This window comes from Microbacterium sp. 05N427, from assembly GCF_056397105.1.
In genome coordinates this window covers 278,862-300,115 of sequence record NZ_JBFTMT010000001.1, presented here as the reverse complement: position 1 = coordinate 300,115, position 21,254 = coordinate 278,862, and the positions used below count along the sequence as shown (strand labels likewise).

Sequence of the window (21,254 nt, the reverse complement as noted above, 5' to 3'; positions counted from 1 at the left end):
GGTCTCGGGACGGAGGTTCGGTCTCGCGGGCAGCACACGGGGCCGGGCAGCACTCAGGCGGCGGTCGCGATCCAGAGGCGGCCGGATCCGGTGACCTGCACGTCGGCAGCACGGGTGGCGAACACCGCGGCGCCGCGCGGGACGTCGGCGGTCGCGCCATCGGCGGTCGCGCGATCGGCGGTCACGCCATCGGCGGTCGTGCCATCGGCGGACAGCGTGAAGGATCCGTCCGTGGTGATCGCGATCGACGGACCGGCGAGCGAGATCGCGGCGTCGCCGGTGATCGCGAGCAGCTCGAACGGCACGTCGGCACCCGAGGCGTGGATGCGCGGGCGGTAGCTGCGCACGTTCTCGGCGACCTCGACGGGCACCAGGTGGTCGTCCTCCGACGCCGTGAACGTCAGCACCCGCTCGAGCTCGGCGGTGTCGACGTGCTTGGGGGTGAGCCCGCCGCGCAGCACGTTGTCGCTCGGGCCCATGAGCTCGACGCCGGCTCCGCGCAGGTAGGCGTGGATGTTGCCTGCGGGCAGCCAGAGCGACTCCCCATCGGCGAGCACGACGTGGCGAAGCATGAGCGCGACCGCGATGCCGGGGTCGCCCGGATACGTTTCGGCGAGGCGCGTGATCAGCTCGAAGCGGTCGTCGCCGGAGGCCGCGGCCACGAGCGCGGCGACGGCGAGGTCCACGCCCGCGCCGCCGGCCAGCAGCCAGGAGAACCCGGCGCGCAGCCCGTCCTGCGCGCTCAGCTCTTCGCGCCAGGGAGCGAGGGCGTCGGATCCGGAGCGTGCGGCCAGGGCATCGACGTCGGCGAGGACCTCGGCGAGGGGCCGGAAGCCGCACAGCGCTTCGAAGCCGTCCTCGAGGGCGACGATCAGCTCGGGCTTGGCATAGGGATCCTTGTAGTTGCGGTGCGCGGCGGTGAGCGGCACGCCACGCAGGTTCTCGTCGGCGAACCCGGCCTCGGCCTGCGCCGGCGTCGGGTGCGCCTGCAGCGAGAGCGGGCCACCCGACACGAGGATCTTGAGCAGGAACGGCAGCTTCGCCCCGCTCTGCCGCTCCCAGTCGAGGAGCGTAGGCCAGGGGGCGCCGTCCGTCGTCCGGGCCGGGGATCCGGGGTGCGCGCCCAGCCACAGCTCGGCCTCGGGACCGCCGCTGCCCGCCGTGCCGAGCACGCCGGCGACGCCGTCGACGCGACCCCAGGCGTAGTCGCGCGGCTCGTTGCCGATGGGGACGAAAAGCGGTCGGGAGGGTGCGCTCATCCTGCCAGCGTAGCGAGGGCGCCCGGCCGCCCCGCACGCCCGCCCGCGTCGCCCGCCGCGCCGTGTCCACCCCTCCCCCCGCGCGAGAAACCAGATCCAGCATGAGACCTACCCGCAGACGTGGTGTCTCATGCTGGAAGTGGTTTCTCACGGATCCGCACCACGGATCCGCGCTCCGGATCCGGATCCGGCACTCCCCGAATGCGCCGGGACCGACGAAGATGGCTCCATGAGCCAGCCCCGTGCCGCGACCGCGGCGACCTCCGCGATCCGTGCCGCCCGCGACCTGCTGCTCGCGCACGCGACCGACTACGCCGGTGCCCGCAACTCGTTCCGCTGGCCCGAGCTGGGCGAGTTCAACTTCGCGCTGGAGTGGTTCGACGTGGTGGCGGGCGAGACGCCGAACCGGCCGGCGGTGCAGATCGTCTCCGCCGACCTCTCCAGCCGCAGCTGGTCGTACGGCGAACTCGCACGGCGCTCGAACCAGGTCGCGAACTGGCTGCACGCACTCGGGATCCGCCGCGGCGACCACGTGATCGTGATGCTCGGCAACACGATCGATCTGTGGGAGACGATGCTCGGCCTCGCCAAGGTGGGAGCGGTCGCGATCCCCACCTCGACGCTGCTCTCCCCCGCCGACCTCGCCTATCGCGCGGAGAAGGGCGAGGCGCGCGCGGTCGTGACGCTCGGTGCGCTCGCCGACCGCGTGGCGGAGCTGCCGGCCTCGATCCTGCGGATCGCCGTGCCCGAGAGTGCGGGCGCCGCAGCCCCGGAGGGCTGGCACGACTTCGCGGGATCGAACGAGGCCCCGGACGAGTTCGAGCCCGACGGCCCGACTCCGGCCGGCGACACCAGCCTGCTGTACTTCACCTCCGGCACGACCAGCCGGCCCAAGCTCGTGCAGCACACGCACGTGTCGTATCCGGTCGGGCACCTGTCGACCATGTGGTGGCTGGGCGTGCGAGAGGACGATGTGCACCTGAACATCTCCTCGCCGGGCTGGGCGAAGCACGCCTGGTCGAGCTTCTACTCGCCGTTCCTCGCCGAGGCCACCGTGTTCGTCTACAACTACGACCGCTTCGACGCGAACACCCTCATGGAGGTCATGGATACGCACCGCGTGACCACCTTCTGCGCCCCGCCGACCGTGTGGCGCATGCTGATCCAGGCCGATCTGGGCCGGCTGCCGCACCCGCCGCGCGAACTCGTCGGCGCCGGCGAGCCGCTCAATCCGGAGGTCATCGGCCGGGTGCGCCAGGCGTGGGGCGGCACGATCCGCGACGGCTTCGGGCAGACCGAGATGACCGCGTGCGTGGGCAACTCGCCGGGACAGGTCGTGAAGGACGGATCCATGGGCCGTCCGCTGCCGGGCTATCCGGTGGTGCTCGTGGATCCGGTCACCGGCGCACGCATCGACGGTGACGCCGAGGGAGGCGCCGAGGGCGAGATCTGCCTCGACCTCGCAGCGAGTCCGCTCGGGCTGATGGCCGGGTACTACGCGGATCCGGAGGCCACCGCGCGATCGCGCGAGGGCGGCTTCCACCACACGGGCGACATCGCGACCCGCGATTCCGAGGGGTACCTGACCTATGTCGGCCGCGCGGACGACGTGTTCAAGGCCTCCGACTACAAGATCTCGCCGTTCGAGCTCGAGTCGGTGCTCCTGGAGCACCCGGACGTCATGGAGGCGGCCGTCGTGCCCAGCCCAGATCCCACCCGCCTCGCTGTGCCGAAGGCGTATGTGCTGCTGACCGCGTCGGCGCACGAGGACCTCAGCGCGACCGCAGGCTCGATCTTCGCCCACGCGCGCAGCCAGCTCTCCCCGCACCTGTGGGTGCGGATCATCGAATTCGTGCCGGAGCTGCCGAAGACCATCTCGGGCAAGATCCGCCGGGTGGATCTGCGGGCTCGCGAGGCCGAGCGCGTCTCGAGCGGCGACGAGTCGGGCCAGCACCACGACCGCGACCACCGCTGACTCGCTCCCGGCTGCCCGGCGCTCGGCGTTTGTTCGGGCCGCTCCGCGCTCCCCAGGTCGCGATTTCTGCCGTTCCCGGGGGTCCGGAGCGGCAGATTTCGCGACCTGAACGCCCGAAGGAACAGAGGAGAGGGCAGCGGTCAGCGCGCGTCGTACTCGGCGCGGGACTGCTCGATCGTGGAGTGGTTCGCGATCGCCCACTGCGCGATCGTGTGCGCGATCTCGACGAACGTGGCGCCGAGGGCCGTGAGCCGGTACTCGACGCGCGGCGGGACCTGGGCGTACGCGGTGCGGATCACGAGTCCGTCGCGCTCGAGCTGGCGCAGCGTCAGCGTGAGCATGCGCTGCGAGATCCCCGGGATGTGACGGAGCAGGTCGCTGAACCGCAAGACATCGTCGCCGAGCGTCGCGACCACGAGCACCGACCATTTGTCGCCCACACGGTCGAGCACCTCGCGGATCAGGCGGCCCGCCTCCGGACCACCCGGACGCCCCTCGCAGGAGCGCTCGTACTCGGCGAGGCCGGAGGGAGCGGGCGCCGAAGCGGCGACCCCGGAAGCGGGAGCGGGCGCTGACCCCGCGGGCCCGGTCACGGTTCTCCCGCTGTGCGCCGGTGACACCGGTGTTCCTTTTGCGCGCGTCTCCACCATGCCCCATTCTTTACTTACTGATCGTAACAAGGTGACGATCGATAACAATAAGGAACGTCATGCTGATCGCCCTCTGGATCGTCAACGCGCTGCTCACCCTCGCCATGCTGGGCGGCGGCGGCATGAAGCTGATCACCCCGAAGCCGGTGCTCGCCGAGCGCGGGATGGCGTGGACGGACGACTTCTCCGCAGGCTCGATCAAGGCGATCGCCGCGCTCGAGGTCGTCGGCGCCGTCGGCCTGATCCTGCCGCTCGCGACCGGGATCGCCCCGATCCTCACTCCCCTCGCCGGCACAGGTCTCGCCGTCATCATGCTCGGCGCTGTCGTCGTGCACCTGCGCCGCAAGGAGCCGGCCGCCCCGGCCGTCGTCCTCGCCGCGCTGGCCGTGGCGAGCGCGGTGCTGGGCTTCCTCGCCGTTCGCTGACCCCGGCGGCAGCGGGGCCGGATCCGGTTCGGGTCGCATTATCTGCTGTTCCCGGCCGCCGGAACAGCAGTTCTTGCGACCTGAACGCCCGAAAGCCGGTCAGAAGTCGGCGATGACGATCCGGCCCATCTGCATCAGGTGCTCGTAGGCGTCCGGGCGCTGCATCAGCTCGGCCATGTTCGCCGGGACGATCTGCCAGCTCAGCCCGAAGCGGTCCACGAGCCACCCGCACTGCTCGGCGTCGGGCACGACGCTGAGGGCGTCCCAGATCCGGTCGATCTCCTCCTGCCCGTCGCAGTCGATCTGCAGGGACAACCCCGGGGTGAACGTGAAATCCCTGTCGACGGGAGAATCGAAGGCGGCGAAGCGCTGACCGGCGAGCAGGAACTCGGAGTACCGGATCGGCTCGTCGACGTGCGAGGGCTCCGTCACCGTGTACTCGACCTGTCGGGTGATCCCCGACGGCGGCAGCAGCTCGCCGTACAGCGCGATCGCCTCTTGCGACTTGTTCCGCACGGGCCCGCCGAACACGAGCATCGGGGTGATCAGCGGCGCGGGCTCCGCGTCGCGGTCCATCAGCTTCAGCTGCCAGCTCACGCCGTAGCGATCCTCGACCCAGCCGTACAGGCCGCTGAACATGTACTCCCCGATGTCCATCAGCACGAGGCCGTCCTCGCCGAGCCTGGTCCAGGTGCGGTTGATCCAGGCGCGCGCGGCATCCTCGTCGCTGAAGCGGTGCGGATCCACACTCACCAGGAAGGAGGTCGCCGGGTTCGGCACGAACTCCGACCCTGCATTGATGAGAGTGATCCGGTAGCCGTCGATCGACACGTCCACGGTGAGCGGCTGCCCGGCGAACGAGCGCTGGAACTCCGGCAGCCCGTCGGTGGGATAGCGCGCGACGACCCGCGAAGTGGTGCGGTCGAACACCGAGGCGTAGAAGACCCCCGCCTCCTCGGCAGCCTGGTCGCACCAGACGTTGGGGATGATCCGCTGAGTCATGTGGGGAAGCTCCTCGCGCGCCGATGGTCCCCCCAGGAACTCCAGAGTGCGCGACCGCGCGCTCTCACCGCAAGCGCACGGAGGAGATCCGTCGCATGATGCCGCCTTGACGCGACCCACTGCGGCGGTCTCCGCCGGATCCGCACCGCGACGTGGCCGTCAGCGGCGCGGCATCAGCAGCGCGGCATCAGCAGCGCGGCATCAGCGGCGCCCGACCTTGAGGCGCGACCTCGCCTTGATCACCGGCACCGGCGCGGTGATGACCGCGTCGACGACCATGGAACCGTCGGTGGGGCCGACCACGGCGATCGCCGTCGTCGGAGTGACCTCGATCGGATCCACGGGCATCCGTGCCAGCGCGCGGTGCGCCTTCACGTATGCGGGGATGAGGAGCGCCGCGGCGCCCAGCCACGCGAGCGGGTTGCTCAGCGCGACGCCGGGGTAGCCGATGAGGGCGCCCAGCACGACCGCCGCGGCCACGCGCATCACCAGCTCGATCACGCCGGTGACCGTCGGGATCAGCGTGTGCCCGAGCCCCTGCAGCACCCCGCGCAGCACGAACAGCACGCCGAGCGCGGTGTAGCTGAGTCCGTTGATCAGCAGCATGAGCGCGGCGAGCCGCACGACCTCGTCGGATCCGTCGCCGATGAACACGCGCACCATCGAGGATCCGAACAGCACCAGCAGGGCGCCGAGCACGACCGCGGTGACGACGGCCATCCAGATCGCCTGCGTGACGCCTCGGCGGATGCGGTCAGGCCGGCGTCCGCCCAGGTTCTGCGCGGCGTACATCGAGGCGGCGAGGCCGATCGAGGAGAGGAACGCGACCGCGATGCTGTCCACGCGGGAGGCGGTCGTGTAGGCGGCGACCGCATTCGGGCCGAGCACGTTCAGCGCGACCTGCACCGTGATCGTGCCGATCGCGATGATCGAGGCCTGGAAGCCCATCGGAAGACCGAGGCGCAGGTGCTGGACGATGTCGTCGCGGGTGACCCTCCAGTCCGCACGGTGCACGTGCAGCACCGGGAGTTTGCGCCAGACGTATACGAGGCACAGCACGACAGAGACGCCCTGCGCGACGACGGTCGCCCAGGCCGCTCCCGCGACACCCCACTCGAAGGTGCCGACCATGAGGATCACGAGCACGATGTTGAGCGCGCACGAGACGGTGAGGAACACGAGCGGGGTGCGGGAGTCGCCGATCGATCGGATCACCGCGGAGAGGTAGTTGAAGAACATCACGGTGCTGCCGCCGATGAAGGTGACCTGCGTGAACACCGTCGCCTCCGGCATGAGCACCTCGGGCGTCCGCAGCAGGGCGAGCAGCCGCGCGGTCACGAGCGGGGCGCCGACCGAGATGATGACGCTCGTGGCGGCGGTCAGCAGCGTGCCCGTGGCGACGGACCGGCGCACGGCCGCGTGGTCGCCCGCGCCGAACGCCTGCGCGGTCGGGATCGCGAAGCCGCTGCTGAGCCCCCACGCGAAGCCGATCAGCAGGAAGATCAGGCTGCCCGTGGCGCCGACGGCCGCGAGCGAATCGACGCCGAGGTGGCGGCCGACGACGATCGCATCGGCGAACTGATAGAGCTGCTGGACGACGTTGCCGATCAGCAGGGGGACGGCAAAGGCAAGGATGACGCGCCAGGGGCGTCCGGTGGTGAGGGGCGTGGCCATGAGTGCTCTTCGGGGGACGGAGGTGAGCGGAACCGAGCAATCCTATCGAATCGATTCGAGCATGTCGATCCAATCATCGGATCTTTCTGCCGCACCCGAGTGCAGAGGACGACCGATTCGCATCGGCCGTCCTCTGCCTGAGCCAGCCGTCAGCGCCCCACGTAGGAGATCTGGTCCGGGTTGTAGCGATCGCCGGCCACGCCGAGACGCGAGGCCAGGGAGTCGAGATCCGCGCGCTCGTCGGCGGACAGCGCCACGGCGGTGGATCCGGCGTTCTCGGCGATGCGGGCCGTGCGCCGGGTGCCGGGAATCGGCACGATCCACGGTTCCTGAGCGAGCAGCCATGCCAGCGCGATCTGCCCGGGCGTCGCGCCCCTCGCGGCGGCGAGCGCGGCGACGTGGTCGACGAGACGCTGGTTCTCGCCGCGGTTGTCGGCGGTGTACCGCGGGATCGTCGCACGGATGTCGCCGTCGGCGAACGACGTCTCCGCCGTGACCGTCCCGGTCAGGAAACCCTTGCCGAGGGGACTGAACGGCACGAAGCCGATCCCGAGTTCGGCAAGCGCGGGCAGTACCTCCGCCTCCGGATCCCGCGTCCACAGCGAGTATTCGCTCTGCACGGCGGTCACCGGGAACACGGCGTGCGCACGACGGATGGTCGCGGCGGACGCCTCCGACATGCCGAAGTGGCGCACCTTGCCCTCGCGCACGAGCTCGCCCACCGTCCCTGCGACGTCTTCGATCGGCACCGACGGATCCACCCTGTGCTGGTAGAAGAGGTCGATGACATCCGTGCGCAGCCGTCGGAGCGAGGCCTCCGCGACACGGCGGATCTGCTCCGGGCGGCTGTCCACCCCCGTGTAGCGACCGTCCTCCTCGATGTGCCAGCCGAACTTCGTGGCGATCACGACCTCGTCCCTGACGGGCTCGAGCGCTTCGCCGACGAGCTCCTCGTTGACGTAAGGGCCGTAGACCTCTGCGGTGTCGATGAACGTCACGCCCTGCTCGAGCGCCGAGCGCAGCACGCCGATCATGTCGTCCCGGCTGCCCGGGTTCGGTCCATAGCTCTGCGACATCCCCATCGCCCCGAGGCCGATCGCCGAGACCGCGAGGCCTGTGCCGTCGATGCCGTGTCCGAGTGTGCGCGTGTGCATGCGCGTCTCCTTCCGTCGCGGATCCGGTCCGCGCGATCGCAGCCGGTGCGTCCTGCGCCCCGGTGCTTCCGGGACTGCTCCAGTCGACTCCTGATTCGCCGCCGGCACCAGACCCGGATGTTCCGGGTACTGCCAGTGCCTGGCACCGCGGGGTCGCGGCGGCGTACGGTCGAGGCATGGACGAGCGCGCGAGGGACGCCAGGGCCGAGGTGCAGGACTTCCTCACCTCGCGTCGCGCACGCCTCTCCCCCGAAGACGCGGGCCTCCCCGCCTTTGGCCGGTTCCGGCGGGTCCCTGGCCTGCGCCGCGAGGAGGTCGCGCTGCTGGCCGGGGTGAGCGTCGACTACTACATCCGCATCGAGCGCGGCGACCTCGCCCGCGCCTCGGACGCCGTGCTGGGCGCGATCGCGATGGCTCTGCAACTGGACGAGGCCGAGACCGCGCACCTGTTCGACCTCGCCCGAGGCGCGGATCGCGCGGCCCGCACGGCACCTGCCCTGCGGCCGCGCGCCGCAGCACTCCGGCCCAGCGTGCTGCGATTGCTCGACGCGATCGTCGACGCACCGGCGATCGTGCGCGGCGGCGGCTTCGACTACCTCGGCGCCAACCGGCTGGGACGCGCGCTGTACGCGCCGCTGTTCGCGCACGCCGCACCGAACAGCCTGCGTTTCGCGTTCCTCGATCCTGCGGCACGCACGTTCTACCGGGAGTGGGATCAGGTGGTGCAGGACCTCGTCGCCACCCTGCATGCCGAGGTCGGCAGGCATCCCGGGGATCCGGCGCTCGCCTCGATCGTCACCGAGCTCTCGGGCTGCTCCGAAGAATTCCGCACCCTCTGGGCGGCGCACAACGTGCGGTTCCACCGCACCGGGGTCAAGCGCCTGCACCACCCTGTCGTCGGCGATCTGGACCTCACGTTCGAGGGCCTCGACCTGTCCGCCGACCCGGGCGTGATGATGGCCGTCTACACCGCCGAGCCCGGATCCGGATCCGCAGACGCGTTGCGAATGCTCGCCAGCTGGGCAGCGACCGACGAGGAGGAGAGGCTCCGCGCAGGGCACTGACTCCGGGGGAACCGCCCCCGGGGCCCGTACTGCGACGCACCATGTCCCCTTTTCGGCTGCCGAATCCCGGTTTTCCGAGCCAGAAGTGGGACATGGTGCAGCCAGAAGTGGGACATGGTGCAGCCAGAAGTGGGACACGGTGGGCAGCGCTGCACGGTCCGCGGTCGGCGGTCCGCGGTCGGACCTGGGCGCACCCGAGGGAGCTTCAGCGCGCGTTCGGGCGGTCGCTGAAGCCGCGGTGCACGTCGGGGTCGATGCCGTGCGCTGCGGCCAGGCGGGAGACCAGGGCGGCGAACGCCTCGCGCTCCGCCGGATCGAGCGGCCCGAGGACGTCGGCGTTCTGCTGCTCGGCCGCCGCGCGCAGCCCTTGGAGCGCAGCCCGGCCGGCGTCGGTGAGATCGAGCCGGTGATGCCGGCGGTCGTCGGGGTCGCGGGTGCGGGAGACGAATCCCGCGTTCTCGAGCGCGTCGACGAGCACCACGACGCGGCTGGGCACCGCACCGAGCCGGTCGGCGAGCGCACGCTGACTGAGTCCGGGATTGCGCGCCAGGATGCGCAGCGCACCGGCGGTCGCCGGCGTGAGACCGGCCGGCTTGACGAGTTCGGCGAAGCGTGCGGCCGCGAACGATCCGAGCTGGGAGAGGAGGAAGCCCGTGCGCTCGGGTCGGCGGGGGGTGTCCATCACCACAGCATAGTCCCTTGACAGAATGATTCATAGCATGCATCGTTTTCTACATGACCGAATTTTCACAGCGCTCCCGCCGTCCCGGCGGTCCTCCCTTGGGCCCGCTCGCGATCGTGACCTTCGCGCTCACGATCGCCGGCGTCGTCACCCTCCTCGCGGGGGCGGAATCCGCTCCAGCGCCGTTCGCTCCCGCCGCGGATGTCGCGGCCTGGTACGCGGCGCATGCCCTGCCGATCCGCATCTCGGCGACCCTGCAGCTCGGCGCGGCCGTGCCGCTGGGTATCCTCGCCGCGTCCGTCTACGCACGGCAGCTCCGGCTCGGCGTGCGGGTGCCGGGGCCGGTGATCGGACTGTACGGCGGCATCGCCGCCTCGCTTCTGCTGCTCCTCTCCGCCCTGGTCACCTGGTCGATCGCCTCCGGAACAGACCCGGCCGATCCGGGCGCAACCGCGGCGCTCGGCCGCCTCGCCTTCGGCCTCGGCGGCGTCGGCTACGCGGTAGGCATGGGCCTGCTGATCGCGGGCGTCGCGGTCCCCGCGTACATCCTGCGGCTGATGCCGCGATGGCTCGCGCTCCTGGGACTCGTCATCGCCGCCGCAGGCGAGGTGTCGTTCCTCTCCCTCGTGCTCGATCCGCTGCAGGCCCTGTTGCCGGTCGTCCGCTTCGGCGGCGGCGCCTGGCTCATCGCCGCCGCGTTCCTCCTCCCCCGGGATCGCCCGCGCCGTGATCCGCGCCTCGTCGCGACAGAGGAGCGATCATGAGCTGCGCGGTCCTGGTCGGCGCGAACGGCGCGATCGGAGAGGCGGTCGCTCGGCGGCTCGTCGTCGAAGGGCGCCGGTTGCTCCTCGTGGCACGTCGGCAGGAGCCACTCGACGCTCTCGCCGCGCAGCTGCGGACGGCGGGGAGCGACGTGACGGTAGGTGCGTTCGATGCCTCGGAGGAGGGCGCACTCGAGGAGTTCCTCGCCCGAGAGGCTGCTGACGGGATCCAGGTCGCCGTCAACAATCTCGGCATCGCGCACCTGCCGCGCCCCCTCAGCGCGATCGACGATGCGGAGCTTGCGCGGGTGCTCACGGTGGATCTCCTGGGGCTGGCGCGGTGCCTGCGCGCCGAACTCGCCGCGATCAGCGACGGCGGGGCCATCGTGAACGTGTCCTCCACCGCGGGCATCGGCGGGGCCCCTGGAATGTCTGCTTATGCCGCCGCCAAGCACGGGGCGGTCGGTCTCACGCGCACGACGGCCCTCGACGAGGCCGCCCGTGGCGTGCGGGTCAACGCGGTCGCCCCCGGTCCGATCGCCTCCGGGCACGTGCTCACCCAGCCGGCCGACGTGCGGGAGCGCATCGGCCGGTTCGTCCCGATGCAGCGGATGGGTCGCCCCGAGGAGGTCGCGGAGGCGATCGCCTGGCTCGCGTCACCGGCCGCCTCGTTCGTCACCGGCGTGGTCCTGCCCGTCGACGGCGGGAAGACCGCCGCAGCCTGACCTCCCGCGACGGGCCCACCACTCATCACCCCGGCGCAGCGGGTCTCCTCGGCGCGCCGATCCCCCCTGCTTGATCCGATCCGAATGGAGAACACTCATGGATCCCCTGTCCCTGCTGCGCGAATTCCTCGTGCTCGTGCACCTCGTGGGCTTCGCGCTGCTGCTCGGCGGCTGGGCGGCCCAGGCCGTGCGCCGCCGCTACGTCACCACCACCCTGTTCCGCGCCGGACTGGGGGTCATGATCGCGTCGGGCCTTCTCCTCGCCATCCCCTTCCCCGCCGGGGTCCACCTGGACTACGTCAAGCTCGGCGTGAAGCTCGTCGTCGCCCTGGCGATCGGCGGTGCCTTCGGCGTCGTCATCACGCGGGAGCGCGCCGGCCGACCGACCGCGGGAGCCTTCTGGACGATCGGGGCGCTTGCAGTGCTGAACGCCGGCATCGCGATCTTCTGGCACGGCGCCTGATCGGCGCACCCCGCCCCGCCCTTGGCGGCCCCGTCTGCGACCCACCATGTCCCCTTTTCGGCTGCTGATTCCGGGTTTTCTGAGCCAGAAGTGGGACATGGTGCAGCTAGAAGTGGGACACGGTAAGTCGTCGCGGGGTCGGCCGCCCGCGGGGTCAGCGGCCCGCGGGGTCAGCGGAAGCGGCGCAGGCGCAGGCTGTTGCCCACCACGAACACACTCGAGAACGCCATCGCGGCGCCGGCCAGCATGGGATTCAGCAGGCCCAGCGCGGCGATCGGGACCGCCGCCACGTTGTACGCGAAGGCCCAGAACAGGTTCGTCTTGATCGTCCCGAGCGTGCGGCGGGAGAGTCGGATCGCGTCGGCCGCGGTACGAAGGTCGCCACGCACGAGCGTGATGTCGCTCGCCTCGATCGCGACGTCGGTGCCCGTGCCCATCGCCATGCCGAGATCGGCCGTCGCGAGCGCCGGGGCGTCGTTCACGCCGTCACCCACCATCGCCACGACGCGCCCCTCCGCCTGCAGCCGAGCGACCACGTCGACCTTGCCCTCGGGGAGCACCTCGGCGATGACGTCGTCGATGCCCACCTCCGCGGCGATCCGGCGGGCGACCGCCTCGTTGTCTCCGGTGAGCAGGATCGGGGTGAGGCCGAGGCGCTTGAGCGCGGCGACGGCTTCGGCGCTCGTGGGCTTCACGGTGTCGGCGATCACGACGACGCCGCGGGCGGATCCGTCCCACCCGACCGCGATGACGGTCTTGCCGCCGGCCTCGGCCTCGGCCTTCGCCGCCGCGACCCGCGGGCTCAGGTGCTGCGACCAGTCCGCGAGCAGGGCCTCTCGACCCACGAGCACGGCACGGCCGTCGACGACGCCCTGCACGCCACGGCCCGGGATGCTCTGGAAGGACTCGACGGTCGGCCCTTCGTCTCGCTCCGCTCGCTCAGGGACCGGAGACAACAGCCCTTCGTCTCGCTCCGCTCGCTCAGGGACCGGAGACAACGGCCCTTCGTCTCGCTCCGCTCGCTCAGGGACCGGAGCAGCGGCCGCCGCGCGCGCAACAGCCTGCGCGATCGGGTGCTCGGACGCGCTCTCGATGGCGCCGGCGAGGCGCAGCAGCTCGGCGGGATCCGTGCCGTCCTCGGCGATGACGTCGGTGACCTCCATGCGGCCGCTCGTCACCGTGCCGGTCTTGTCGAGCACGATCGTGTCGACCTTGCGGGTGGACTCCAGCACCTCAGGCCCCTTGATCAGGATCCCGAGCTGCGCCCCGCGGCCGGTGCCCACGAGCAGCGCCGTCGGGGTGGCGAGGCCGAGCGCGCACGGGCACGCGATCACGAGCACGGCGACCGCGGCGGTGAAGGCCGCCGTCGCAGGGAATCCTGCGACGAGCCAGGCCCCGAGGGTCACCACGGCGATCGCGATCACGATCGGCACGAACACTCCGCTGATCCGGTCGGCGAGGCGCTGCACCTCGGCCTTGCCGGTCTGCGCGTCCTCGACGAGGCGCGCCATCTGCGCGAGCTGCGTGTCGGATCCGATCCGCGTCGCACGCACCACGAGGCGTCCGCCCGCGTTGACCGTCGCTCCGGCCACGACGTCGCCCGCGCCGACCTCGACCGGCACGGATTCGCCGGTGAGCATCGAGGCGTCGACGGCCGAGGTCCCGGCGACGACGATGCCGTCGGTGGCGATCTTCTCGCCCGGCCTCACCACGAACTCGTCGCCGACGACGAGCTGCGCGATCGGGATCCGCACCTCTTCGGTCCGCGAACCGGCCTCGGCCCCTGAGCCGGCGACGGTCCCTGAGCCCGTCGAAGGGCGGAGGACCGCCACGTCCTTGGCGCCGAGCTCGAGCAGCGCTCGCAGCGCCGCCCCCGCACGCCGCTTGGAGCGCTTCTCGAAGTACCGACCCGCCAGGATGAACACGGTCACGCCCGCGCCCACCTCGAGGTAGATGTTGCTGCTGCCGTCACCGGCCTGCAGCACGAACGAGAACTCGTGCCTCATGCCGGACATGCCGGCGGTGCCGAAGAACAGGGCGTACAGCGACCAGCCGAACGCGGCGAGCGTACCCATCGAGATGAGCGTGTCCATGGTCGCTGCGCCGTGGCGCAGGTTCAGCCACGCAGCGCGGTGGAACGGCCAGGCGCCCCATACGATCACGGGCGCGGCGAGCGCGAGCGAGGCCCACTGCCAGTTCGGGAACTGCAGCGCGGGGATCATCGCCATCGCGATGACGGGCACGGCCAGCACCGTGCTGATGACGAGCCTGGTGCGCAGGGAGATCAGCTCCGGGTCGACGGATTCCGTCGCCGGCGCACCCGATCCGTCCGAGAGCGCTTCGGCGACCGGCGGCGCGGGAAGCGCCGCGGAGTAGCCAATGTCCTCGACCTGTGCGATGAGCAGCGCGGGGTCCAAGCCGTCCGGCAGGTCGACCTTGGCCTTCTCGGTCGCGTAGTTCACGGTGGCCGTGACGCCGTCGATCCTGTTGAGGGTCTTCTCGATGCGGTTCGCGCACGAGGCGCACGTCATCCCACCGATCTCGAGCTCCACGCTGTTCGCACTCATGGGTGCATCTCCTTCCGGGTCGGTCGCGTTCGGGGCGGTCAGTGATCGTGCGGGGTCTTGCCGGCGCCGTGGAGGCCTCGTCGTCCCGTGGTGTTCATCAGGCCCTGACCGCTCGGTACCCGGCCTCGTCGACGGCCGCGAACACGCTGGCGTCGTCGAGAGGTGCGCTCGCCGTGATCGTGAGCGAACCGTCGGCCGCGCTCACCTCGACGGCGTCGACGCCGGCGATCTTGCCGACCTCGCGACGCACCGACATCTCGCAATGCCCGCAGGTCATCCCGGTCACCTGGTACTCGGTCGTGGTCATGTCGTCTCCTTCGATCGATACCCCGTCCGGGTATCCGATATCGACAACCATATACCCCCTGGGGGTATTCCGCACGCGTCGAAGAAGTTCCGTGGCGGCGGAACCGCGGACGAGGAGGTCACGCCAGTGCGTCGCACCGGCGTGCGATCAGTGCAGCGCGCCGTCTGCGTCGACCACGCGCCACGCGTGCAGTCGCACGGCGAGGCCGGACCGGGTCGGTGCGCACACGAAAGGCCCCGCCTCGGCGGAGACCCCGGCCGGGAGCGGCAGCACGCGCACGAGCTGGAGCGGCGCGCCGACGAGTCCGGCGCGCACCGTGAGCGCATCCGCCCCACGGCTCACCCGCACCAGAACGCGGCGGTCCGCCCACTCCGGCACCGGGGCGAGCGACCAGTCCGACATCCCGTCGGTAACGACGGCGCCGACCTGCGGCCGTCCGTCTGCGAACTCGACGCCCGCCTTGATCCAGCGCTCGTCCGAGACGCGCACGAAGACACCCGCCTGGTCGAACTGCTCCGAGAACGCCGCGGTGAACTCCACCTCCACGGCCGTGTCCACATCGAAGGGCGCGAGGAGCGCGTGCTCGCTGTCGTGCACGAAGCCGTACGACGTGATCCGCCAGGCGTCGCTGCCCTCGACAGCCGCGACGACGAGGTCGCCCCGCTCTTCGACGACCCCCGCGGGAGGGTGGGTCCAGCGTCCGTCCGACCAGGCGATGTCCGTCATGACCTCAGGCTACGACCACCGCCGCCGACCGCGCTGGCTCAGGCTCAGGTCGCAGGATCCGCTGCTCCCCGCGTCGGGAGGAGCCGATCCTGCGACCTGAACCACTGGATCGCGACCTGAGGGAGCGGGGGGAAGGGGGGCGGGGGGGGGAAGGGGGGATCCGGGGTGGCGTCAGGACTGCAGGGCCTGCTCCAGATCGGCGAGCAGGTCCGCGGTGTCCTCCAGGCCGACCGAGAGGCGCACGACCTCGACGGGGACGGCGGCCTCGGTGCCCCGCACGGAGGCGTGCGTCATCGCGTCGGGGTAGTTGACGAGGGACTCCACGCCACCGAGCGACTCGGCGAGCTGGAACACGTGCGTCGACTCGGCGAAACGACGTGCGGCCTCACCCGACTCCAGCGCGACCGAGACGATGCCCCCGAAGCCCGACATCTGCCGCGCCGCGAGCTCGTGCCCCTGGTGCGACGGCAGCCCCGGGTAGTAGACGCGGGCGACGCCGGGATGCCCGTCCAGGAACTCGGCCACGGCCTGCGCGTTCTCGTTGTGCTGGCGCATCCGCACCGGCAGCGTCTTGATGCCGCGCGTGGTGAGCCAGGCGTCGAAGGGGCCGGACACGGCGCCCACGGAGAACTGCAGGAAGCGGACCTTCTCCGCGAGGGCGTCGTCACGCAGCACGACCGCCCCGCCGACGACGTCGGAGTGCCCGCCCAGGTACTTCGTGGTGGAGTGCACGACCACGTCGGCGCCGAGTTCGAGCGGACGCTGGAGCGCGGGCGTTGCGAAGGTGTTGTCGACCACGACGACGGATCCGGCCTCGTGCCCGATCGCGGCGAGCGCGGCGATGTCCGAGATGCGCAGCAGCGGGTTCGACGGCGTCTCGACCCACAGCACGCGCGGGGCCCGGGCGGCCACGGCGGTCCGCACCGCGTCGGTGTCGCTCATGTCGACCACCTGCACGGTCACGCCCCAGGCGCCGAGCACCCGGGAGATGAGCCGGAACGTGCCGCCGTAGACGTCGTTGCCGAGCAGCACGTGGTCGCCCGGCTGCAGGATCGCGCGCAGCAGGGTGTCCTCCGCGGCGAGGCCCGAGGCGAAGGAGTAGGCGTGTGTGCCGCCCTCGAGCGCGGCGAGCTGCGCCTGCAGGGCATCCCGGGTCGGGTTACCGCTGCGGCCGTACTCGTAGCCCTGGCGGAGCCCCCCGATCCCGTCCTGCACGAAGGTCGTGGACAGGTGCAGCGGCGGGATCACCGCCCCCGTGTACGGGTCGGCGGCCTGGCCCGCGTGGATCGCAGCGGTGGCGGTCTTGTCGGTCTCGATGGTCATGGTCGGATCCTCCTGGTCAGTCGTTCGCGCCGGCCGCGGGGCCGGTCTGGTCGGTCGTTGCGGATGGGGCGTCCGGCACGTCGAAGCCGTGCGCGGTCATCCAGCCGTCGTCGTAGAGCTTGTCGAGATAGCCGCGGCCGTGGTCGGGCAGCAGCACGACGACCACGTCGTTCTCCCCCAGCCGCTCCGCGACGCGCAGCGCGGCCACCACGGCCATACCGCTGGAGCCGCCGACGAGCAGTCCCTCCTCGCGGGCGAGACGACGGGTCATCGCGAACGACTCCGCATCGGAGATCCGCTCATAGTCATCGACCACGGCGGGATCGAACGTGGACGGCAGGAAATCCTCGCCCACTCCCTCGACGAGGTAGGAGTGGATCTCGCCGCCGGAGTAGATGGATCCCTCCGGATCCGCGCCGATCACCCGTACCCGGCCCTCGCTGACCTCCTTGAGGTAGCGCCCGGTGCCGCTGATCGTGCCGCCCGTTCCGATGCCCGCGACGAAGTGCGTGACCCGGCCGTCGGTGTCGGCCCAGATCTCGGGGCCGGTGGACTCGTAGTGCCCGCGCGGACCGTTCTGGTTGGCGAACTGGTTCGGGTTGAAGGCTCCTGGGATATCCCGAGCGAGCCGTGCGGCGACCGAGTAGTACGACTCGGGGTGTTCTGGCGGCACCGAGGTCGGCGTCACGACGACCTCGGCACCGTAGGCGCGGAGGGTTGCGACCTTGGGCCCGTCGAACTTGTCCGGCACGACGAACACCATGCGGTACCCGCGCTGCAGCGCGATCAGCGCCAGGCCGACCCCGGTGTTGCCGCTCGTGGCCTCGACGATCGTGCCGCCGGGCCGGAGCAGCCCGTCGCGTTCGGCGGCATCGACGATGGACCGGGCGATGCGGTCCTTCGCGGATCCGCCGGGGTTGAAGTACTCGACCTTGGCGAGCACGGTCGCACGGATCGGCCCGCGGCCGGCGGCCCCGCCGACGACGGAGGAGAGACGGATGAGGGGCGTTGCGCCGACGAGATCGGCGACGTGGCTGGCGTAGCGCACGGGAGGTGTCCTGAACGGTCGTCGCGCGTGGGGCGCGGGCTGTCTGTGGTCGTCGAAGGAGCGCGGATCGCGCTCAGAGACAACAACGACAGGTCAGGGCCACGCTGTCAACCTAACACCCCTGGCTGCAGGTTTCACTCCAGCAGAGTGAAACCTGACTCGTAGCGGGTCTTGCCGAGCGCCGCCATGATGATCTGGAGGAACCCCATCGCCTCGAGCTCCCTCGCCCGGGTGAGTGGACCCACGTCGACCGCACGCATCCCGGCCGCCTCGATCAGCGCCGCGACGGCGATCTTCGCGTCCGCATAATCGCCCGCGTACAGGACCGTCGTGCGCGTGGTGCCGTTCGTGCCCGAGGTGAGGGTGTCGCCGAGATTGACGTTGAACGCCTTGACGACGGCAACGCCTTCGGGGAGCGCCCCGGCGAGCTCGGCCGCGGTCGAGGAGTCCGGCGGAGACGTCAGCGCGTCATACGTGGAGAAGTCGATCGGGTTGCTGATGTCGATGACGACCCTGCCGCCGAGCCGGTCCCGGTAGTGCTCGATGATGCTCGGGTACGCCCCGGAAGGGACGGCGAGCACGACGAGGTCCCCAGTGAGCTCGTCGCCGATGACGCCGTACTCGAAGCCGGGACGCGCGGCGGATGTGCTCGTCGCGCTGCGCTTGAGGATCTGGATGTCCGCGCCGGCACGGGAGGCGACCTCCGCGATCGCCGCGCCCATCTTCCCGCTGCCGATGATGCTGATCGAAGTCATGCGAACTGGACCTTCCGGAATCGGCTGAGTGCTTGTTCTGCCACCTTGTGCGCGTCGTAGTCGAACACCGCGCTCCGGCGGAAGTCCCGGCCGACGCGGATGTCGGCGTCGCGCTTCGCGAGATCCGCGAACTCGTGCTGCGCATCGAACATGGCGCCGGCCCTGCGCGACCCGCTCTGCAGGATCGCCGTGCGCTGCATGCGGACCGCGGTGTAGCGGCGGAACGCCTCCGGGATGTCGGAGACCTCCTCCGCGGCGGCGAGGAACGTCGCGAGCGCCATGCTGTCCTCGATCGCCTGGCTCACGCCCTGCCCCTGGTGGGGCAGCATCGTGTGCGCCGCATCGCCGAGCAGCGTGATGGCCCCCCGGGACCAGTTCGTGAGGGGTTCATGGTCGAAGAGACCCCACCAGAACGTCCGATCGATGAGACCGATGAACTGCTGGAGCTTCGGATCCCATCCGTCGCCCGCGAACTCCGCCGCGAGCTCTCCGACCTCAGCGGGCCCCGACCACGGTCCGTGCAGGGGCCGGTCGCTCGGGATCCCTGCGACGAAGTTGATCAGCTTCCGCTGCTGCAGCGGATAGCTCATGAAATGCCGGCTGTCGCCCATCCAGACCTGGCTGATCATCGGCCAGTCCGCGGGCAGGCGGGATGCGTCGACGACGCCGCGATAGACGAGGTACCCGGAGTAGACCGGCTCGGGGAACTGTCCGACGGCCTTGCGCACCACGGAGTGGATGCCGTCCGCCCCGACGACGGCGTCGAAGACGTCCTCCGCGCCGTTCTCGAACGTCACGCGGACGCCCGAGTCCACCGTCTCCACCGCACTCAGGCGATGGCCGAGACGGATGGTGTCCGGATCGATCTCCTGCGCGAGGGCGTCGATGAGGTCCGGGCGGTACATCCCGATGTTCTGATACCGCTTGGTCGAGTCCTCCCACGCCGCGTCGGTGACGACGCCGCCCATCGCGTCCTGGTAGACGCCGTGCCCGTCCGGCACCGCTCCTGCGCTCCTGATCCGATCGAGCACACCGAGCTTGTCGAGGACGCGCGAGGCGTTCGGTGCCACCGTGACGCCCGCTCCCACCTCGCCCAGGGCGCTGGCCTGCTCGAACACGGTGACCTCGACTCCGGCGATCCGCGTCAGAGCGATCGCCGCCGTGAGGCCGCCCATCCCCCCGCCGATGATCCCGATCCTGGTGGCATGATTGACCATTTCTTCTCCTTGAGTTGACGTGCGCAGTACGTGCCTGGCGTCAGCGCTTCCCTGCGAGCTCGCCGACGGGCGCCCCCGGGGCCTCGCCTCGGGCGAACATCGTGGCGCCGCTCGCCTGTTCGGCCTCATGGTCCGGGCCGAGGGGGATGCCGCTGCGGTCGCGCAGGCACAGCGTCGCCGCCGCCCCCAGAAGGGTGGCGAAGAGCAGGTAGGCCGAGACGGCGGACGTGGTGCCCGTGGCGCCCAGCAGCATCTGTGCGATCATCGGGGCGAACGCCCCTCCCAGAACCGCTCCCACCGCGTAGGCGATCGACACCCCGGAGAAGCGGATCGAAGCCGGGAAGATCTCCGCATACCAGGCCGCCAGCGGCCCGTAGGTGAGACCGAGACCGGTCGAGATCAGCAGCAGAGCGACGTAGAGGCCCGGCAGCCCCCCGGCGTCGACGAGCCAGAAGATGGGGAAGACCACCACCGCCTGCAGGGCGAATCCGATGAGGAACGTGTTGCGCCGGCCGATCGCGTCGGCCAAGTAGCCCGCGAAGAGTGTGGAGAAGAACCACACGACGGCCGCGAAGACCGCGGCGATGAGGACCGCCGTGGTGTCGAGGCTCTGCACGTTGATCGCGTAGCTGTTGAGGAATCCGCCTGTGGTCATGTAGCCGAGGGCGCCGTTGCCCACGAACACGAGGGCAGCGAGGATCACCAGGTGCCAGTAGCGCTTGAACAGCGTCACGATCGGGAGACCCGCCTGCTTACCGCGCTTGGCGATCTCCGCGAACACGGGGCTCTCTTCGACCGAACGGCGGATCACGAAGCCGACCGCGATGAGGATCACGCTCGCCAGGAACGGCACCCGCCAGCCCCACTGCAGATACGCCTCGCCCGGAGACACGACGCCGGTCATGAGCGCGGTCATGCCCGAAGCGAGCAGGAACCCGAGAGGAACGCCGAGCTGCGGCCAGGAGCCTGCGCGACCACGACGATCCGCAGGGGCGTGCTCGACAGCCATCAGGACCGCGCCACCCCACTCGCCACCGGCGGACAGACCCTGCAGGATGCGGAGCAGAAGCAGGCAGATCGGCGCCGCGATGCCGATCTGAGCGAACGTCGGCAGCGCGCCGATGAGCGTGGTAGCCGCGCCCATGAGGACGAGCGTGACGACGAGCATCGCCCGCCGTCCGATGACATCGCCGAAATGACCGGCGAGGAACGCGCCGAGCGGGCGGAAGAGGAAGGAGATGCCGACCGTGGCGAAGGACAGCAGGAGCGCGATCTCCTTGCCCGCGGGCTGGAAGAAGAGCTGCGCGAACACGAGCCCCGCGCTCGTAGCGTAGATGAAGAAGTCGTACCACTCGATGGTGGTGCCGATGATGGTGGCGAAGGCGATCCGTCGCTGAGAGGCGCGATCGCCGGGGGCAAGGGTGGAGGTCATGGTTGTCCCTAACGTCATTGTTGTCCCTCCGCCGAGGAGGGTTCG

General features: G+C 70.7%; 20 protein-coding genes. 6 read left to right on the top strand and 14 right to left on the bottom strand.

What is annotated here, in order from left to right:
* Window positions 1-53 precede the first annotated feature (53 nt).
* Complete coding sequence (gene manA / locus AC1DG4_RS01475) at window positions 54-1,259, bottom strand: mannose-6-phosphate isomerase, class I (RefSeq protein WP_477377574.1); 1,206 nt, start codon at window positions 1,257-1,259, stop codon at window positions 54-56.
* Between the two features lie 229 nt (window positions 1,260-1,488).
* Here manA and AC1DG4_RS01470 point away from each other — a divergent pair, with 229 nt between their 5' ends.
* Window positions 1,489-3,234 (top strand): AMP-binding protein, encoded by a 1,746-nt coding sequence (locus AC1DG4_RS01470; RefSeq protein WP_477377576.1) that lies wholly within the window; start codon window positions 1,489-1,491, stop codon window positions 3,232-3,234.
* A 140-nt stretch (window positions 3,235-3,374) separates the two neighbouring features.
* On the opposite strand, the gene AC1DG4_RS01465 is transcribed toward AC1DG4_RS01470, so the two are convergent.
* On the bottom strand, window positions 3,375-3,827 hold the full coding sequence (locus tag AC1DG4_RS01465) for a winged helix-turn-helix transcriptional regulator (protein ID WP_477377578.1): 453 nt from the start codon (window positions 3,825-3,827) through the stop codon (window positions 3,375-3,377).
* A 116-nt stretch (window positions 3,828-3,943) separates the two neighbouring features.
* Here AC1DG4_RS01465 and AC1DG4_RS01460 point away from each other — a divergent pair, with 116 nt between their 5' ends.
* On the top strand, window positions 3,944-4,309 hold the full coding sequence (locus AC1DG4_RS01460; RefSeq protein WP_477377580.1) for a DoxX family protein: 366 nt from the start codon (window positions 3,944-3,946) through the stop codon (window positions 4,307-4,309).
* 99 nt (window positions 4,310-4,408) lie between these two features.
* Here the strand turns inward: AC1DG4_RS01460 and AC1DG4_RS01455 are convergent, their stop codons facing one another.
* From AC1DG4_RS01455 to AC1DG4_RS01445, 3 genes are all read right to left on the bottom strand, one after another.
* Window positions 4,409-5,311, bottom strand: coding sequence for a VOC family protein (locus AC1DG4_RS01455; RefSeq protein ID WP_477377582.1), 903 nt, complete (start codon window positions 5,309-5,311; stop codon window positions 4,409-4,411).
* 201 nt (window positions 5,312-5,512) lie between these two features.
* Complete coding sequence (locus AC1DG4_RS01450) at window positions 5,513-6,985, bottom strand: MATE family efflux transporter (RefSeq protein ID WP_477377584.1); 1,473 nt, start codon at window positions 6,983-6,985, stop codon at window positions 5,513-5,515.
* A 149-nt stretch (window positions 6,986-7,134) separates the two neighbouring features.
* On the bottom strand, window positions 7,135-8,139 hold the full coding sequence (locus tag AC1DG4_RS01445) for an aldo/keto reductase (protein ID WP_477377585.1): 1,005 nt from the start codon (window positions 8,137-8,139) through the stop codon (window positions 7,135-7,137).
* A 176-nt stretch (window positions 8,140-8,315) separates the two neighbouring features.
* Here AC1DG4_RS01445 and AC1DG4_RS01440 point away from each other — a divergent pair, with 176 nt between their 5' ends.
* Window positions 8,316-9,203 carry a helix-turn-helix domain-containing protein gene (locus tag AC1DG4_RS01440; protein ID WP_477377587.1) on the top strand — a complete coding sequence of 296 codons (888 nt, stop codon included), beginning with the start codon at window positions 8,316-8,318 and terminating at the stop codon, window positions 9,201-9,203.
* Window positions 9,204-9,408: 205 nt separating this feature from the next.
* Here AC1DG4_RS01440 and AC1DG4_RS01435 read toward each other — a convergent pair whose 3' ends face one another.
* Entirely contained in the window at window positions 9,409-9,885 is a 477-nt protein-coding gene (locus AC1DG4_RS01435) for a MarR family winged helix-turn-helix transcriptional regulator (RefSeq protein ID WP_477377589.1), read from the bottom strand.
* Window positions 9,886-9,938: 53 nt separating this feature from the next.
* Here AC1DG4_RS01435 and AC1DG4_RS01430 point away from each other — a divergent pair, with 53 nt between their 5' ends.
* From AC1DG4_RS01430 to AC1DG4_RS01420, 3 genes are all read left to right on the top strand, one after another.
* The gene (locus tag AC1DG4_RS01430; protein ID WP_477377591.1) at window positions 9,939-10,649 is read left to right on the top strand and encodes a hypothetical protein; all 711 of its coding nucleotides are present in this window, start codon (window positions 9,939-9,941) and stop codon (window positions 10,647-10,649) included.
* On the top strand, window positions 10,646-11,371 hold the full coding sequence (locus AC1DG4_RS01425; RefSeq protein ID WP_477377593.1) for an SDR family NAD(P)-dependent oxidoreductase: 726 nt from the start codon (window positions 10,646-10,648) through the stop codon (window positions 11,369-11,371). The genes AC1DG4_RS01430 and AC1DG4_RS01425 overlap by 4 nt, the downstream gene beginning before the upstream one ends.
* A gap of 97 nt (window positions 11,372-11,468) precedes the next feature.
* Window positions 11,469-11,834, top strand: coding sequence for a Fe-S protein (locus AC1DG4_RS01420; RefSeq protein WP_477377595.1), 366 nt, complete (start codon window positions 11,469-11,471; stop codon window positions 11,832-11,834).
* Window positions 11,835-12,004: 170 nt separating this feature from the next.
* Here the strand turns inward: AC1DG4_RS01420 and AC1DG4_RS01415 are convergent, their stop codons facing one another.
* The 8 genes from AC1DG4_RS01415 to AC1DG4_RS01380 form a co-directional block, all read right to left on the bottom strand.
* Complete coding sequence (locus AC1DG4_RS01415; protein WP_477377597.1) at window positions 12,005-14,401, bottom strand: heavy metal translocating P-type ATPase; 2,397 nt, start codon at window positions 14,399-14,401, stop codon at window positions 12,005-12,007.
* A gap of 97 nt (window positions 14,402-14,498) precedes the next feature.
* A complete protein-coding gene (locus tag AC1DG4_RS01410; protein WP_105688090.1) occupies window positions 14,499-14,708 on the bottom strand; it encodes a heavy-metal-associated domain-containing protein in 210 nt (69 codons plus the stop codon).
* 147 nt (window positions 14,709-14,855) lie between these two features.
* Window positions 14,856-15,434: a DUF1349 domain-containing protein gene (locus AC1DG4_RS01405; RefSeq protein WP_477377599.1), complete on the bottom strand. Its 579-nt coding sequence runs from the start codon at window positions 15,432-15,434 to the stop codon at window positions 14,856-14,858.
* 171 nt (window positions 15,435-15,605) lie between these two features.
* Entirely contained in the window at window positions 15,606-16,757 is a 1,152-nt protein-coding gene (locus tag AC1DG4_RS01400) for a cystathionine gamma-synthase (RefSeq protein WP_477377601.1), read from the bottom strand.
* A 16-nt stretch (window positions 16,758-16,773) separates the two neighbouring features.
* Window positions 16,774-17,805, bottom strand: a complete 1,032-nt coding sequence (locus AC1DG4_RS01395; protein ID WP_477377603.1) for a pyridoxal-phosphate dependent enzyme — start codon at window positions 17,803-17,805, stop codon at window positions 16,774-16,776.
* A 134-nt stretch (window positions 17,806-17,939) separates the two neighbouring features.
* Window positions 17,940-18,560, bottom strand: coding sequence for an NADPH-dependent F420 reductase (locus AC1DG4_RS01390; protein WP_477377605.1), 621 nt, complete (start codon window positions 18,558-18,560; stop codon window positions 17,940-17,942).
* A complete protein-coding gene (locus AC1DG4_RS01385) occupies window positions 18,557-19,777 on the bottom strand; it encodes an FAD-dependent monooxygenase (RefSeq protein ID WP_477377607.1) in 1,221 nt (406 codons plus the stop codon). The genes AC1DG4_RS01390 and AC1DG4_RS01385 overlap by 4 nt, the downstream gene beginning before the upstream one ends.
* A gap of 40 nt (window positions 19,778-19,817) precedes the next feature.
* Window positions 19,818-21,209 (bottom strand): MFS transporter, encoded by a 1,392-nt coding sequence (locus tag AC1DG4_RS01380; RefSeq protein ID WP_477377609.1) that lies wholly within the window; start codon window positions 21,207-21,209, stop codon window positions 19,818-19,820.
* Window positions 21,210-21,254: the final 45 nt, after the last annotated feature.